At 45.4% G+C, this 15,104-nt stretch carries 16 protein-coding genes; 3 read left to right on the forward strand and 13 right to left on the reverse strand.

Translation table 11 applies throughout. From position 1 onward, the window contains the following. Nucleotides 1-103 precede the first annotated feature (103 nt). The gene (locus Q0882_RS11770) at nucleotides 104-343 is read left to right on the forward strand and encodes a hypothetical protein (protein WP_299181842.1); all 240 of its coding nucleotides are present in this window, start codon (nucleotides 104-106) and stop codon (nucleotides 341-343) included. On the opposite strand, the gene Q0882_RS11775 is transcribed toward Q0882_RS11770, so the two are convergent. Further along, nucleotides 340-1,236 carry a TIGR01777 family oxidoreductase gene (locus Q0882_RS11775; protein WP_299181845.1) on the reverse strand — a complete coding sequence of 299 codons (897 nt, stop codon included), beginning with the start codon at nucleotides 1,234-1,236 and terminating at the stop codon, nucleotides 340-342. The two genes, Q0882_RS11770 and Q0882_RS11775, sit on opposite strands and share 4 nt — an antisense overlap. Before the next feature lie 111 nt (nucleotides 1,237-1,347). Between Q0882_RS11775 and Q0882_RS11780 the strand changes: the two genes are divergently transcribed. Both Q0882_RS11780 and Q0882_RS11785 read left to right on the forward strand, forming a co-directional pair. Then, on the forward strand, nucleotides 1,348-1,953 hold the full coding sequence (locus Q0882_RS11780; protein WP_299181848.1) for a riboflavin synthase subunit alpha: 606 nt from the start codon (nucleotides 1,348-1,350) through the stop codon (nucleotides 1,951-1,953). 116 nt (nucleotides 1,954-2,069) lie between these two features. After that, nucleotides 2,070-3,200, forward strand: coding sequence for a sensor domain-containing diguanylate cyclase (locus Q0882_RS11785; protein WP_299181850.1), 1,131 nt, complete (start codon nucleotides 2,070-2,072; stop codon nucleotides 3,198-3,200). Between the two features lie 26 nt (nucleotides 3,201-3,226). Here Q0882_RS11785 and Q0882_RS11790 read toward each other — a convergent pair whose 3' ends face one another. The 12 genes from Q0882_RS11790 to Q0882_RS11845 form a co-directional block, all read right to left on the reverse strand. Beyond that, nucleotides 3,227-3,781, reverse strand: a complete 555-nt coding sequence (locus Q0882_RS11790; RefSeq protein ID WP_299181853.1) for a hemerythrin domain-containing protein — start codon at nucleotides 3,779-3,781, stop codon at nucleotides 3,227-3,229. Nucleotides 3,782-4,075: 294 nt separating this feature from the next. After that, nucleotides 4,076-4,672, reverse strand: coding sequence for an HAD family hydrolase (locus tag Q0882_RS11795; RefSeq protein WP_299181856.1), 597 nt, complete (start codon nucleotides 4,670-4,672; stop codon nucleotides 4,076-4,078). 72 nt (nucleotides 4,673-4,744) lie between these two features. Next, the gene (locus tag Q0882_RS11800) at nucleotides 4,745-5,140 is read right to left on the reverse strand and encodes a hypothetical protein (protein ID WP_299181859.1); all 396 of its coding nucleotides are present in this window, start codon (nucleotides 5,138-5,140) and stop codon (nucleotides 4,745-4,747) included. 140 nt (nucleotides 5,141-5,280) lie between these two features. Further along, the gene (gene pepN / locus Q0882_RS11805) at nucleotides 5,281-7,911 is read right to left on the reverse strand and encodes an aminopeptidase N (protein ID WP_299181861.1); all 2,631 of its coding nucleotides are present in this window, start codon (nucleotides 7,909-7,911) and stop codon (nucleotides 5,281-5,283) included. A 19-nt stretch (nucleotides 7,912-7,930) separates the two neighbouring features. Continuing rightward, entirely contained in the window at nucleotides 7,931-8,761 is an 831-nt protein-coding gene (locus tag Q0882_RS11810) for a DUF2797 domain-containing protein (RefSeq protein ID WP_299181863.1), read from the reverse strand. Further along, nucleotides 8,761-9,033: a DUF1315 family protein gene (locus tag Q0882_RS11815; protein ID WP_299181865.1), complete on the reverse strand. Its 273-nt coding sequence runs from the start codon at nucleotides 9,031-9,033 to the stop codon at nucleotides 8,761-8,763. Before Q0882_RS11815 ends, Q0882_RS11810 begins: the two co-directional genes overlap by 1 nt. 62 nt (nucleotides 9,034-9,095) lie before the next feature. Beyond that, nucleotides 9,096-9,971: an alpha/beta fold hydrolase gene (locus Q0882_RS11820; RefSeq protein WP_299181867.1), complete on the reverse strand. Its 876-nt coding sequence runs from the start codon at nucleotides 9,969-9,971 to the stop codon at nucleotides 9,096-9,098. 3 nt (nucleotides 9,972-9,974) lie between these two features. Further along, complete coding sequence (locus Q0882_RS11825; RefSeq protein WP_299181869.1) at nucleotides 9,975-10,835, reverse strand: rhomboid family intramembrane serine protease; 861 nt, start codon at nucleotides 10,833-10,835, stop codon at nucleotides 9,975-9,977. Beyond that, complete coding sequence (locus tag Q0882_RS11830) at nucleotides 10,836-11,825, reverse strand: metallophosphoesterase (RefSeq protein WP_299181871.1); 990 nt, start codon at nucleotides 11,823-11,825, stop codon at nucleotides 10,836-10,838. Then, on the reverse strand, nucleotides 11,818-12,699 hold the full coding sequence (locus tag Q0882_RS11835) for an NAD(+) kinase (protein ID WP_299181873.1): 882 nt from the start codon (nucleotides 12,697-12,699) through the stop codon (nucleotides 11,818-11,820). Before Q0882_RS11835 ends, Q0882_RS11830 begins: the two co-directional genes overlap by 8 nt. Nucleotides 12,700-12,801: 102 nt before the next feature. Then, a complete protein-coding gene (locus Q0882_RS11840) occupies nucleotides 12,802-13,746 on the reverse strand; it encodes a 1-aminocyclopropane-1-carboxylate deaminase/D-cysteine desulfhydrase (protein WP_299181875.1) in 945 nt (314 codons plus the stop codon). 186 nt (nucleotides 13,747-13,932) lie between these two features. Next, nucleotides 13,933-14,856 (reverse strand): sensor domain-containing diguanylate cyclase, encoded by a 924-nt coding sequence (locus Q0882_RS11845; RefSeq protein WP_299181877.1) that lies wholly within the window; start codon nucleotides 14,854-14,856, stop codon nucleotides 13,933-13,935. Nucleotides 14,857-15,104: the final 248 nt, after the last annotated feature.

Here is a 15,104-nt window from a genome sequence, read left to right on the forward strand (position 1 = left end):
AGCTTTGTGCTTGTAACCCGTTATGATGCTCATACGAGACCTTATCAACTCTGGGATTTCGTATTACTGGATCAACCAATCCGGTGAAAGGCTCAGTCCAGAAATGCACTCTATGGAAATGGCCCAGGAGTGGCATACACAGCGTCTTTTTTCTCAATATAAAGGTACAGAGCGCCGTCGCTCAATCATTGATCGACGGAAAGATAGAGATACACGAATCCAACTTGATACCACCTTCGGCATCTCCCGATTCAAACCAAACGGAAGACGAGCATCTGATATCCCACTTCATGTAGACCTCGATCTGGCTACTGAAAAAATAAATTTTTATAAACTGATCTAAACTTTCTCAAAAATATCTCTGAACGCGTCATCGATCCTCTCAAATTTAAATTGATATCCTATATCCAATAGTTTTTTTGGAACCACATGCTGCCCTTCCAGCAACAATTCAGCACCTTCACCCAGCAAAGCTTTCAGCATAAATCCAGGCATCGGTATACAAGATGGGCGATTTAGCGCAGCGGCCAAAGAGTGAGTAAACTGCTTATTCGTTACCGCGTTAGGTGCAGTAAGATTGAATACCCCGTTAAGTTGAGGATGAGTCAGCAGCATCGAAATCACTTCGACTTCATCATCAATATGAATCCATGACATCCACTGGCGCCCAGTAGCAACTGTTCCCCCAAGCCCCAATTTGAAGGGAAGCAGCATCTTTTTCAATGCCCCCCCATCACCCAACACAATGCCAGTGCGGATCAGGCAAACTCTGATGCCATCTGTTTCAGCACGCAAAGCTTCAGCTTCCCAGTCAGAGCATAACTGATGGGTAAAGCCAGCGTTTATTGCTCCCTCTTCTGATAATTTCCCTTCTGAATGAGATCCATAAAACCCGATCGCTGATCCACTCACAAGCACCTCAGGTTGATGATTCAGGTCTGTCATCCAGTCAATTAACTTACGTGTTGTATCAATACGGCTATCACGAATGATCTTTTTTTGTTCTGTGCTCCAGCGCTTATCAATGATGGGTTCCCCCGCCAGATTAACAACCGCATCGATCTCAAAATGTTTGTCATCAGGCAATTCTTGAAAACCGGTTACCCTACCCTCGAAAAGGGCATCGATCTTATTCGGAAACCGCGTAAGACAACTAACCTCATCACCGTTCTCCAGCCGTTGTCTGATGAAACGTTGTCCAATGAAGCCCGTGCCACCTGTCACCAAAATTTTCATTCCCAACCCCTAAAATATCACTGCGTAGCGCTACTAATATTGTTACGATCATCTTAGTCTACTTACGTAATTTATCTGACTTCAGATTAGTCGAATATAAAGAGTGCATTAATGTTTACTGGAATTGTGCAAGGCAAAGCTGTTGTTTCTGAAGTAGAAACAAAAGAAGATTTTATGCGACTTCAGATTGAACTCCCTCCGGCCAGTTGCGATAACCTGCAGATTGGCGCCAGTATTGCGTTGAATGGAACCTGCCTTACCGTGACATCGTTCTCTGAGAATCGAGTCAATTTTGATTTGATCATGGAAACGTTACGCGTCACCAACCTGGGGCAGTTACAGATTGGGGAGATGGTCAACTTTGAGCGAGCAGCTAAATTCGGTGATGAAATTGGTGGTCACCTGTTATCTGGACATATCCACCAGCAAGTAGAAATTGCAGCGATCGATAAACCGGATAATAACTGGATTATCTGGTTCAAGACCTCAGATGAGTGGCAACGTTATATTTTTGCAAAAGGGTTTGTCGCGCTTAACGGCTGCAGTCTCACCATCGGTGAAATTAAAGATAACCTGTTCAACGTTTATCTGATCCCTGAAACACTGTCGCTCACTACCTTTTCCGATTTAGAGGTCGGGGACCTGGTTAATATGGAAGTCGATAGTCATACACAGGCGGTAGTCGACACTGTAGAACACTATATGAGCAACAGGTAACCACCTAATAATAAAGATAAAACTTTCATTAAAAAAACTCACTTAAAATGGGAAAAACTGCTTTATTGTTCTGCCGGGCAGCCGATATATTTTTAGTGACCTGATGAAGGGGATCTATGGGATCTAGTGAGCTGGAAAGGGACAATCAGGAGCTTCGACGTACGCTCAGGCTGATGGTAAACAAAGCCGAGAGCAATGAGGCGACCCTGAACCATTTTTTTGAGGTAGAGCTTCGTCTACTCTCATGCTCCCGCTTATCTGAGCTTCTGGATCTCATCCTGATTGAGTTTAAACGTCTCTTTAATCTGAGTAATGTTAATCTCATTCTCTTTGATCCTGAACACGCTGCACGCAGCCTGCTGGATGATTACATACCACCACCCAACGGAAATACATTACGGTTTGTTCAAAGCCAACGCCTTCTGAATTCTCTCTACCCCAATCATCGACTAATCGTTGGGAGCCCCAGTGAACAGTTAAGAGACGAAGCTTTCCCTATAACGGATAACCCAATTCAATCCTGTGCCCTGCTCCCTCTGATTCGTCATAACTGCCTGATTGGAAGTCTGCATCTGGGTAGCAATGATATCAGTCGCTATACTGAGCACGTCCGATATGACTATATTCAACATCTAGCTTCAGTTATCTCAGTCTGTATCGAAAACTGTATTAATCAGGAAAATTTACACCGCCTCAGCAGTATCGACATGCTGACTAAAGTACATAATCGTCGCTCCTTTGATCAGGAGATCATAAAAGAGATTTCTAGAGCGAGTCGGACGAGAGATCCACTTGCCTGCCTGTTTCTGGATCTTGATCATTTCAAGCTGGTGAATGACAATTTTGGCCATCAGACAGGCGACAAGGTTCTACGAACAGTAGGCCTCTTTCTCGGAAAACAGTTACGTAAAACGGATACGGTTGGTCGTTATGGCGGCGAAGAGTTCGCTATACTCCTCCCTAACTGCAGTGAAAAACAGGCATTGGAGGTCGCTGAAAATCTGCGGCAGAAGCTGTCTAAAATTATCTTTAGAAACGAAGATTCTCAGCCTTTCAGAATGACAACATCTGTAGGTGTTTCAGTGTACAACTCTGATAACTATACCAACACGCAACTGGACAAGCTCTCATATCAGTTATTGAGAGCGGCGGATAAGGCAGTTTATATGTCAAAACATAATGGCCGTGATCAGGTTTCATTCGCCCCTTGCCCGAAAATTAAACCTGATCACATCAAAGAAGCTTAAATTCATAGCTCCTCATTCACCCGTAGCTAATCTTCATCATTCAAATCAAGTATCAGTTCCCGATAAAGCTCCATGTACTCCTGTGCTCTCTTCTCTCCAAATAAAGGATCTTCTGGCATGGGAAGTTGAACCTCAAGCTTAGTCATCTCTGCCTCACTCACTAGCTTCTCAATTAAGGGGAATATCTCTCCCTCCTCAAAATTAAGATGTTCTGTCTGGCAGAGCACGTACTCTTCAAGGAGGTTGGCAAACTCCTGCATCGGTAATACGGCATCATGCAAAATGCCATCAATCGCTTCCTGAAGATGCAAGCTAGCATGTTTAAGTGTCAAATGATCTTCTACACATTTCTGCAGTTTTTCATCAAGCAAGCTATCCCTACTCGATAGGTACTCATATAGCTTATCTTCACGGGGATGATGAAAACCGTCTGCGTAGTTCGCTATATAATTAATGACGTCCGCCATTAAATTGAAGTTCGGGTGCTGACCCTCTCTTAACTTCACGACTTTCTGCCGAAGAATCATAAGTAGCTTATTGAGATTCACATGATCCTGATGTAATTCTGAAATAATCGTCATAGATCTATCCTCTTAGGATTACTCAACTGACTTCACTATAGACAAAGAGCAATAGCTATTTTTGATAACGGTCAACCTATAAGGATATTGACAACCCTAATGTGGAAATAGTTGCTGCACAGCAACATAATTAGGTGAGTGTTTCTCTTGTTCATAGGTAAAAAAAAGACCAAAGAGCATAGCTCTTTGGTCAGAAGTTTTAATCGAAGCCCGGCCGGATTGCCATGCTTCAATTCAAGGCCAAGAGTAAAGCAAACGCTTTCTCAGTATTTATAAATGCAATCGATAGGCCAATTATGATTTAAAGAGCGAGATCAAATCCCGAAGGTCTTTAACTCTGAAATCGGTCACCTCGGGCCAATGCCTGTCACGCTCATCTATATGAACGGTCAGCACACCTGCTGCACGACCAGAGAGAAGATCAAAGAGGAAGTCACCCACCATCACACCGGCTTCGGACTTTTCATTCCATTGATTTAAAAGCATATTTATTCCATCAGGGGCAGGTTTAGGCTTAGTATCTTCTCGCCCTAAAACATCTTCAGCCTGGAAAAACGCCTCCGCACCGATAGCGTTAATCGATAGCATGGCCAGCTCTTTCGTATTGCGGGTCAGAATCCCCAACCGACACTGTTGGGCTTTAAGATAATTGAGGCACTCGATAACACACTCAGCAGGCTGTGCTTGTGCAGCATAATGGGTCTCAAGTTCATCGAGGTGCGCGTTTAATGTGCACTGTATTTCACAGGGTTGCTGAGAAATATAGTTCAGGATATCAGTATCCTGAGGAATCCCGAGTGATCTCCTGATATACGTAAAATCATGTACGGGACGAGTCAAAGTTCCATCAAGATCAAAAACCCATGCACGTTTCTGTTGAAGAGAGATCATATTTCCCCCTGAAAACAAAAAATGCCGAAAAGTTAGTACTTTTCGGCATTATCCAATCACAGCTTGACCCCGTTATTCAGGTGTCGCATAGCTCGCTTCATTGAAGGGATCAAGTGGGTTTTCCAGTAGATCATCATTCGCAAAATAGAGTATACGCCCCTCAAACCTTAAACGTTTTGACTGGAACCAGCGATCCAGCTCTTCAAGACTCTCATCACTGGAGTTTGCATCTAACCAACTGGTCACAACATTATAGAAATAGACCCCAAAAAGACCCGCTGCGGCTCCCAGAAAGAAATCGGAGGCCAAAGCAAACAGCATCAATATAATGCCAACAATCCAGATCCTATTCGCTTTTGCGTTTTTGTAGGAATCTCTAGCCAGTTCATGGCTATCTTTTAATCTCATGTAACGACGAAAATTCTGTTGAATATCGAATTTATCTTCAGCAGACAATAATTGTGACATGTTGCATCCTTGAAAATACGTATAGTTATTATTGTTACTTCGCTACGGGCAAAATAAGTATGCCCGTATTACACTCAAAAGCGAGTATAGCCGAGGTGGATGAATCCGTCCCCCCGGCGAAAGGCGAATTTTCATTTTTTTTACGCCAGACTTTTACTCACCACTTCGTAGACATCTTTGGACAGCTCTCCTGATTCGCTAATATGCATTAATGCATCACGCATCTGATTCTGCCGCTTCTGATCATATTTTTTCCAACGTGTTAACGGCGTCAACATTCTGGACGCAATCTGAGGGTTTTGCTTATTAAGCTCGATAATCTGCTCAGCGAGGAACAGATAGCCAGAACCATCTTTAGAATGAAAATTAGCCGAATTCTGTGAACAAAATACAGCGATCACTGAGCGCATTTTATTTGGATTCTTACCATCATAAGCAGGATGGTTCATCAGTGCTTTAATTCGAGAGAGGGCGCCCTCTGTTGGATCGGAAGCTTGTATCGAAAGCCACAGGTTAACTACCAGACTTTCATCTTTCCACTGCTGATAGAAACGCTCCAACAACGCTGTAGATTCTTCACGGAAGCTGGAGTGGGCCACCTGAAGCAAGGCAGCCTGCATATCCGTCATATTATCTGCCTGTTCGTACTGCTGCGTAGCCAAATCAAGGTATTCAGTTTTTTCCAACATCATCAGATAGGAAAGACAGAGATTCTTAAGACTTCTACGTGCTATAGATGCAGCATCTGGCGAATAAGCTACGTCGAGATTATTCTCCTGATAACAATTCAAAAGAAGCGACTCAAGTGCTTCAGCTATGCTTTTACGAACAAACTTTCGCACCTCGCAGATCGCATCAACATTAATCTCCACTGCCAGTTCAGCAAGGTAGGCTTCCGAAGGCAGTGTTAGGACCTTTGTCACCATCGCCTTATCCAGCCCCTCTGTTGTCAAAACAACCCGGAAGGCTTCGATCAAACGGGAATCCAGTGCCATAGGAACGCCAGGCTCATAGGATGCAATCATCTCCTGCATAATATCGACGGCAAGCTGTTGTGATGCATCCCAACGGGAGAATCCATCTGAGTCATGTGCCATCAGAAACATGAGATCGTCACGTTGGTAGGGATAATGCAGCTTTACCGGAGCTGAAAAGCCCCGTAGAAGAGAGGGCACCGGTTTTTCACTGATCCCCTCAAAACTAAACGTCTGCTCTTTCTCGATGACATTGAGCACCTCTGTCGCCTGACCATTATTAAGCAAGAACTCTTGCCCTTCAGATCCCAGAAGCCCCACCGCCAGGGGAATATGAAATGGAGTTTTCTTTTCCTGGCCCGGAGTCGCCGGACACGTTTGTCTGACCGTTAAACTATACCGCCCTGCTGTCTCATCATAATGGTCTGAAATATGTAGTTCAGGGGTACCTGCCTGATGATACCAGGCCCTAAACTGAGACAGATCGATACCGGAAGCATCTTCCATTGCCTGAATAAAATCTTCAGTGGTGACAGCTTCACCATCGTGACGCTCAAAATAAAGATCCGAGCCTTTGCGAAATAGCTTATCCCCCAACAGGGTATGAACCATTCGCACTACTTCAGCACCCTTCTCATAGATCGTCATCGTATAAAAGTTGGAGATTTCGATAAACGAATCGGGCCTTATCGGATGGGCCATCGGCCCTGAATCTTCAGCAAACTGCGCGGTTCTTAGCAGGCTCACATCCTCTACACGCTTTACTGTTCTGGAGTTCATATCTGCCGAAAACTCAGCATCACGAAAAACAGTAAACCCCTCTTTGAGACTTAGCTGGAACCAATCCCGACATGTTACCCGGTTACCTGACCAGTTGTGGAAATATTCGTGTGCTACAACCCCTTCGACCCTCTGAAATGCTGCATCAGTGGTCGTCTTCGGATTGGCCAGGACACAAGAGGTATTGAAGATATTGAGGCCCTTATTCTCCATCGCCCCCATATTGAAGAAGTCGACCGCCACAATCATGTAGATATCTAGATCGTACTCACGACCATAGACCTTCTCATCCCACTTCATCGCATTTTTCAAAGACGACATAGCATAGTCGAGTTTGTCGAGGTCCTTCTCTTCCGCAAAGATTTTTAATGTCACTTCACGGCCGGACATCGTTGTAAAACTGCCTTCCAGACACTGTAGATCACCAGCTACCAGAGCGAATAGATAAGCAGGCTTGGGGAAAGGATCCTCCCAGCTTACCCAATGCCGCCCTTCATCAAGCTCACCCTCAGCCACAGGATTACCATTTGATAGCAGGACCGGATAATGCTGTTTATCTGCTTCAATGGTGGTCCGGTAGACCGACATCACATCCGGGCGATCCGGATAGAAAGTAATTCGCCTGAACCCTTCTGCTTCACATTGGGTACAAAACATCCCATCAGATTTGTATAACCCTTCAAGTGCAGTATTCATTTCAGGGTGTATACGAGTCTGTGTCCGCAGAACAAAACGCTCAGGCAGATCGCTCAGTTTGAGAAGTTCACCCTCACGCTTAAGTGAATCAACATCAATCAGGGCCTCATCAACCTGCAAACTTAATAGCTCTAACTCTTCATGCCCATGTAGCACAAGCTGGGGGAGTGATTCTTTACAGTCAGGATTACGGCGAATTAGTAATTCCGCTCCTACCAGTGTTTCCTGCTCAAACAATTGAAACTTCAGATCGGTTGACTCTATAAGATACGCAGGCACCTTATAATCTTTCAGATAGATAACGTTGGGTTGTTCAGACATAGCGGTACCTTGCTCCCTGTCAGGCTGAAATAGACACCTGATAGGCTGTAAATTTACGCATATTAATAACACCGGTATCCAGAATAAGGTACTGGCCTTTAATGCCTTGTAAAAGGCCGGAAACTTCAGCTGTTTTATCAAAATTAAACGAGCTGACCTTCACTGGGTAGGTCAAAACAGGGTAATGAATTTCAATCTGTTGCGCATCACTCAGTCTCTGGATTGCCTGAAGGCCATGCGTATTCTCTAGCGCTTCCAGGCCATCTTGGCACTGGGCAAAAAGCTGATCGCGTACCTCAGCTAGATTTAGATCCTCAACATCATTCTTAAGCATCTTTCGCCAGTTCGTCTTGTCAGCAACATGTTCACCAAGCAGGCGCTCAACCTGACCTGACTGCAGTCTGGTCGAGACCTTAAGAATTGGCAATGCCTGCACAGCTCCCTGATCCATCCACCGGGTGGGGATCTGAGTGCCACGGGTAATTCCAACTTTAACGCCAGAAGAGTTCGCCAGATAAACGTAGTGATCCTGAAAGCAAAACTGCTCACCCCATGAGGCATCCCGGCATGTTCCCTCATGGAAATGGCAAAGTTCCGGTTTCACAATACATTGATCACATTGAGGCAGGCTTTTGAAACAGGGGTAACAGTACCCCTGGCTAAAGCTCTTTTTGGTTTTACGACCGCAGTGTGTGCAGTTGATCGAGCCTTGAAAATTTAATCGGATAGGCTGCCCTATCAGATCATTCATTGGGATCTCCTGATCCCCTACCAGCAGAAAATAGTTAACTTTTCCATCTACCAGTTCTGTGCGCATTTTTTTTAACGCACCACACGCCAGTTGCTGCATCAGTTTTTATCGTCTGTGAGGATTTTTATCGTGTCAGGTGCAAGAGGATCCTTACCATGTTGAGTACCGTCCTTTTTCGTCCGGTCTATATACCCAACCCGCTCCTCTTCTGGTTTGTTTTGCATATCATAGGCAATCACAGCACGCATACAGATATCACGCTGCTCCACTGTGAGTTTTCGTCCATCCGGCCATTTACCCAGTTCAACTGCACGCTTCAGAGACTGGTGCATTTCCGGTGTCATCGCCTGGATTAGTTCTTCGTAGTTCATGAATCTTTCTCTTTCCTATGAATCGGACTGTCAGGTCCCAAATCGGCACAAGTGCCAGTTTATCATATCCCGGTTTTATTCCGCATAAACCCCAGAACATCGTCCTGAATAAGGAGCCTATTTTGCTCGCTGGGAACATGCAGATCATTGATCAAACGATGTTCTTGAATTGAAGGCAGGGCCTGCATCGCTTTTTTTAGCAACTTATCAGGATCAAAATAAAGATCATCTTGAGCATAAATAAGCTGCACAGGCGCTGAAAATCTACTCAGATCTGACGCACCGAAAGGCCCGGGGGGGATTAGAGTCATCGGAATCCCGGCTTCAAAAACGGAGTAATAATAGCGCTCCAATTCAGGCCAGTTTTCACCCATCAACGGTTTCATCAACTGATCAAAGTGCAACTGATCCGTATGCAGTTTAAATCCTAGAAACGGCATGACCAACTGCTTCAGAGGTCTCCATAATGGGCGGAAGAAACCCGCAGGCACAACCAGAGAAGCCCGATTAATCCTCTCTGGTTTATAAGCCGCCATATCCAACAAAATAGCCGCGCCAAATGACAAACCGACCATTGGGCAAGCATCGATTGCTAATTCATCCATTAACTGATCAAGCCACATCGCATATGCCTGACCTGCTGGCAAGGGCGCTATACCAGGCGTTTTACCCGCTTGCCCAGGAATGTCAGGAGAGATTACCCGGAAATTTTGGGCCAGTGACCAGAAAAATTCCAGATTGAACGGCCCTGGCGTATGTAATCCATGTAGTGCGATTAGCGGTGGCCCATCTTTCGGTCCAGCCTCAAGCACCCAAACCGGCCCAAGCGCAGTCGTAACATATCGCCCCTCGACACTTCCACTCGATAACACCTGCAAGCAGTTAAGTTGTTTGTTATAACGAGCATTCAAGTCGGCAGAGAGCTGTGTTGCATCCATGGATTATGACCGTTGTTTAAGTAGAAATATTCTCATAGGTACCACTGCAATACCTGATACCAACCCCATCAGATGGGCAGTATTGGCGATCGCCCCAAATCCCAGGGACTGAAGAACCCCTGTATATCCGAGTGCCAACCAGAAGAGCATCAGCCCCATTAAAGCGGGTGGCAATCCAATGCGTTCATCCGAACCGAATTTATCCCAGGCCCAAGCGTAACCAAGCAAAGCAAATACAACGCCGGAGAGTCCACCAAACATTGGTCCGGTTTCCCAGTATTGAGACAGGTTAGACACAACCGCTGCAAAAGTGACCAACAAAACCAGGGACAAGCGCCCATGAATCAACTCGATACGGGTCCCCACCACCCACACCCAGAGCAGATTAAACATCAGGTGCGGTGCACTGAAATGTAGCAGCATGGGCGTCAGAAATCGCCAGAGTTCCCACCTATCGACTGTGCCTTCAATTCCTGAGCTATAGAGCGCATCATTGCTAATCATAATGTCAGCAATTGTGAAATATCGCAGCATGGCAAAGTTATCACCAAATCCAACCAGGAAACTCACCATGACACTCAATAGGATTAAAGCCGAACTGAACCAGGAGCGCTTAGCGACAGAGACAAATCCTGATGACGGGTTTGAAGATCTATTTCGGACAAGTTGAATATGATCAAGGCTTTCACCCTGACGCCAAAGTTCATAAAGATGCTGGATCTGTTCGGCGCTGACAGTCCGTGAAACCCACAACTCCTGCGCATTCTCGGTTTCAACAACGCGATGTGGTACCTCATATTGCCAGAGGAAGTCGGCAAACTCTGATAGGTCCTCAGATAAGGGAACCGTAAATACCTTAATCACCTAGAGACCCAGCTCATCAGCAATTTCTGTACGAACATCAACCCAGACAAATTTATCCGGTTGAATCGTGGTCTCATCATCAAGGCGATAAGCAACCAGCTTTCCATACTTCACCGCACTGTAATCGAGGCAAGCAATATTAGGGGTTATCGTTTCAGGCTCTCCCTCCCGCCAATAGTGCCCAATAAACAACATTTTCTGTTCAGGGCCATAGTAAAGCAGGTCATTAAAATCTTGTTCAGCCAAAGGCATACGAGCTATATGCTCAGGCAGAGGGTCAGGCTGGAAGACCACATCACCATAGTATTCAGGCTCCTCTGCCCAAAATTTAGTCCGGAAAAAGCGTCTCTCATATCCATCCTTGCTCACCATTACCTCACCATCCGGTAAGCGAAGATGGGTCCCACGCAAGAGCCGGTCCATCAATGCCCATTCGAACGTTCCGCGCTGAGAAGAGCGGTGAAGAAAGCGATCATCGATCACATGATTCGGATACTCCGCTTCAAATCGATCAATCAATCGCTGGTGCCAGCAGGCGTGGACGACCCTGAAGTTTTCAAACTCAAGGTAAACCGGCATCTCTCTGATCCATTGCAAAAACATCTCCTGTTCATCAGGATAGTTTGCAAACTGCTCCAGAGTTTCTGCCAGAATTCTGTAATGACGGGGGTTATGCTCGCGAAGATAACTCATTCCGCTTCCCTGCTTACCCCGGGTACAATAGCTCAGGAAATTAAACTCATGGTTACCCATAACAATCTGAGCATTACCGCTCTGAACCATATCGTATACCAGGTGTAATGACTCACGAATCCTCGGGCCGCGGTCAACAATATCGCCCACAAAAATCACCTGACGACCTGGGTGAGAGTAAACACCGCTGCTCTTGCTGTAACCCAGCTTTTCCAGCAGCAACTCAAGACTTAACCCACAGCCATGAACATCACCGATCAGGTCGTACCCTTTAACATCGCAGGCCACGTTAGTCACCGAGCTTAGTACCCCAACCAAGTTTCTCCCGGCAGGTACTGTAGAAATCATAATTGAGGGGGTGTAACAGTTTCAGCTTGTGCGGCTTTTTATGAACGGTGATGGTATCACCAGGCGCACAGCTGATATCGGTCTGACCGTCGCAGGATACTGTAGGATAAGCCCCATTATTTGGACTGATCACTAGCTTAAGCTCACTATTTCCGTTCACAACAATCGGTCGGCTTGACAGGGTATGTGGGAACATTGGCACCAATACCAACGCATCCAGTTTTGGATGCATGATCGGCCCACCTCCTGATAGTGAATAGGCTGTAGAACCGGTAGGGGTTGAAATAATCAAGCCATCTGACTTCTGAGTGTAGACAAACTGCCCTTCAATATAGAGTTCAAACTCGATCATCCTGGCAGCCTTACCCGGATGCAAAACACAGTCATTGAGTGCAGTTGACTCTCCGATTGGTACACCATCTCGCTTTACAACCACATCGAGCAGGAACCGGCTATCAACGGTATATTGCCCTGCCAGCACCTCACCAACTTTTTCTTCAATTTCATTTGGAGAGATATCTGTCAGGAACCCCAAGTTGCCCCGGTTAACCCCTAATATCGGCACATGGTATTGTGCAAGAGAACGCGCAGCCCCCAATAAACTACCATCGCCTCCGACAACAATAACCAGATCGCAAATCTCACCCATCATCTTCTGTGTACTGGTTTGCTGCTCATGGCCCGGCATCACTTGGGCAATTCGCTCATCCAGAATCGTATTCAGTCCACGGTCACCTAAAAAGCGAATAAGGTGCTTTAACGTGTCAATGACAGACTTACTGCCCAAGCGCCCAATCAACCCGATATTTCGAAAATAATCCATTGTGTCTCCAGTTGCGTGAGGGTGAGATCGATTCTAATAGCTATCTAACTGATTTTTTTGACAATTATCAATGCTTATTTATAAGCAAAAAAACACCTTCAACTAATACTCCAGACTACGTGTACCCTGCAACCCACCCGTGTGTAGCGCCAGAATACTGCTCCCCTCAGGATACAGACCAGCATCAATACGCTCCATTAACCGCATCAGCATCTTACCGGTGTAAACCTGTTCCAGGGGCAGATGATGAAGCGAGTTCATCTGCTGGATAAAGGCTATCAAGCTACTATCAGCTTTCGCATAGCCACCGTAATGACCTTCAAGATCAAGTTGCCAATTATCACTATCCTCCATACCCGCATCTTGAATCAAATTGCGAATATCCTGATAAAGAAAATCAGCTCCCTTTAATACAGGTATACCTAAAATATTCAGTTCAGGATTTGCTACACACAGACCGGCAAGCGTCCCTCCTGTACCACAAGGAAGGACTATCTGATCAGGCTGGATACGACTTAACAGCTCATCCGATAGAATCTCAGCACAACCTTTGATCGCTAAGGAGTTACTCCCACCCTCAGGTATAATAACTGGATCATCAAATGTTTTACTTAATAACTCCTGGTAATCAGTGTCATGACGCCTACGATAAGTTTTCCGGTCAACAAACTGTAACTTCATCCCCCATTCAATGGCATCTTGTAACGTTGGGTTATTGGCATATTCAGGCTCCCCTCGTATCACTCCGATCGTCTGTATCCCCATCAAAAAACCTGCTCTAGCCAACGCATGGATGTGATTCGAGTATGCCCCCCCAAAACTCAAAACAGCTGACCTACCGGACTCTCTCGCCTGTAGAAGGTTATATTTGAGTTTAAACCACTTATTACCACTCACAACTGAATCAGTCTGATCCAACCTCAAAACCCACAACTCTATTCCCCTCTCCTCAGTGAGGGGCGTTACCAACCGAATGACAGGCAGGTGCTGGTTAAGTTGAAAAGGGGCTTTACCAAAAGAACTGACCCAACGGGTACTTTTTGTCATATAACGTTAACAACCTGAGCCTAAGATTTAGAGAATGATTTTAGGAGGTAGATATGGAAGATTATATAGAAGAGCTAATTCACCTGAATAACGATGAATATGACGATGATGAATATGACGATGATGAATATTCAGATGATGCAGAAGAACAATAACTGCATCATCTGGTATCAGAAAGTTACAGAGTCAGGCACTTTCAGCCTGTACCACATTCCCAATATGCTGCTTAATCAAAACAGTACTATTCCCGCCTGAGCTTTTGGATTCATACATAGCCAGATCTGCACGTTGCACTATCTGGTCAGGGTTTTCTGCACCATTAGTTTCAGTCACCCCTAAACTCATCGACACATGAACCAGTGAATCCGTTACCTGATCAGAGTAGTGAGGGCAATTCGCATTGAATGTTGTTCTGATACGTTCAGCCGTCTTCGAAGCCGCCTGGATCTCAGTCTCAGGCAATAACACCATAAATTCATCACCACCGTATCTAACAGCAACATCACAGATTCGCAGAGTATCGCGCAAAATATCACCGATGGCCCGCAACACACGGTCTCCCTCAAGGTGACCTAACGAATCGTTTACCTTTTTAAAGTTATCAAGATCAAAGCAGATGAGGCTCAAAGGGTGCTTATACCGCTTAGCACGATCCAACTCTTTCGCCATCATCTTATAAAAATGGCGCTGATTATATAAACCGGTCAGCTCATCGGTTACAGATAAACGATGTAACTGACGTTCAAGATCCTGACGCTCAGTCAGGTCATGAAAAAAGCCGATGCTGCTCCCTTCCGAATGCTCAATAATTGCTGCAGATAAACGAATAGGCACCTGCCTACCGTCCTTTCTCAACAGTTTGGTTTCATATCCCTCAATGCTACCGCTTTCACCATAGAGATCAGAAAACAGGAGCTTCTTAATTGAGCGCGCCTCATCCAAGCCTGGATAGATTTTAGAGATATTCAAAACCCCAACAACTTCATCTGACGAATAGCCCAGCAACTTTTCCGCTGCAGCATTAAATAACTGCACAACACCTGCCCCATCAACACCGATCACCGGATCTGGGCACAGTGAGACTAATACGGTTTCATCAACATTTTTCACATGTATTCCTTGCTCTTTTTTTTATCAATGAGGAAATGGTGAAATAAAAAGGTAATCCAACTCAAAACCATATGATTTTAGTCGGATTTATCATTCTGAAAGCAAGAAGATACAACGTTATAAATGCAAATTCAAAGGGGTTTATTGATGCTATGGAAAGATAAGAACTGAAGTGGTGGGCGTGGAGAGGCTCGAACTCCCGACATTCGCCTTGTAAGGGCGACGCTCTCCCAACTGAGCTACACGCC

Origin of the sequence: uncultured Neptuniibacter sp. (assembly GCF_947498015.1) — a bacterium.
GTDB lineage: Bacteria > Pseudomonadota > Gammaproteobacteria > Pseudomonadales > Balneatricaceae > Neptuniibacter.

Coding starts and splice junctions, on each gene's coding strand:
- Q0882_RS11785 (WP_299181850.1), top strand. CDS start 2,070: ATGGGATCTAGTGAGCTGGAAAGGGACAATCAGGAGCTTCGACGTACG.
- Q0882_RS11790 (WP_299181853.1), bottom strand. CDS start 3,781: ATGACGATTATTTCAGAATTACATCAGGATCATGTGAATCTCAATAAG.
- Q0882_RS11820 (WP_299181867.1), bottom strand. CDS start 9,971: ATGGATGCAACACAGCTCTCTGCCGACTTGAATGCTCGTTATAACAAA.
- Q0882_RS11835 (WP_299181873.1), bottom strand. CDS start 12,699: ATGGATTATTTTCGAAATATCGGGTTGATTGGGCGCTTGGGCAGTAAG.
- Q0882_RS11815 (WP_299181865.1), bottom strand. CDS start 9,033: ATGAACTACGAAGAACTAATCCAGGCGATGACACCGGAAATGCACCAG.
- Q0882_RS11800 (WP_299181859.1), bottom strand. CDS start 5,140: ATGTCACAATTATTGTCTGCTGAAGATAAATTCGATATTCAACAGAAT.
- Q0882_RS11780 (WP_299181848.1), top strand. CDS start 1,348: ATGTTTACTGGAATTGTGCAAGGCAAAGCTGTTGTTTCTGAAGTAGAA.
- Q0882_RS11795 (WP_299181856.1), bottom strand. CDS start 4,672: ATGATCTCTCTTCAACAGAAACGTGCATGGGTTTTTGATCTTGATGGA.
- Q0882_RS11810 (WP_299181863.1), bottom strand. CDS start 8,761: ATGCAGCAACTGGCGTGTGGTGCGTTAAAAAAAATGCGCACAGAACTG.
- Q0882_RS11840 (WP_299181875.1), bottom strand. CDS start 13,746: ATGACAAAAAGTACCCGTTGGGTCAGTTCTTTTGGTAAAGCCCCTTTT.
- Q0882_RS11770 (WP_299181842.1), top strand. CDS start 104: ATGCACTCTATGGAAATGGCCCAGGAGTGGCATACACAGCGTCTTTTT.
- pepN (WP_299181861.1), bottom strand. CDS start 7,911: ATGTCTGAACAACCCAACGTTATCTATCTGAAAGATTATAAGGTGCCT.
- Q0882_RS11775 (WP_299181845.1), bottom strand. CDS start 1,236: ATGAAAATTTTGGTGACAGGTGGCACGGGCTTCATTGGACAACGTTTC.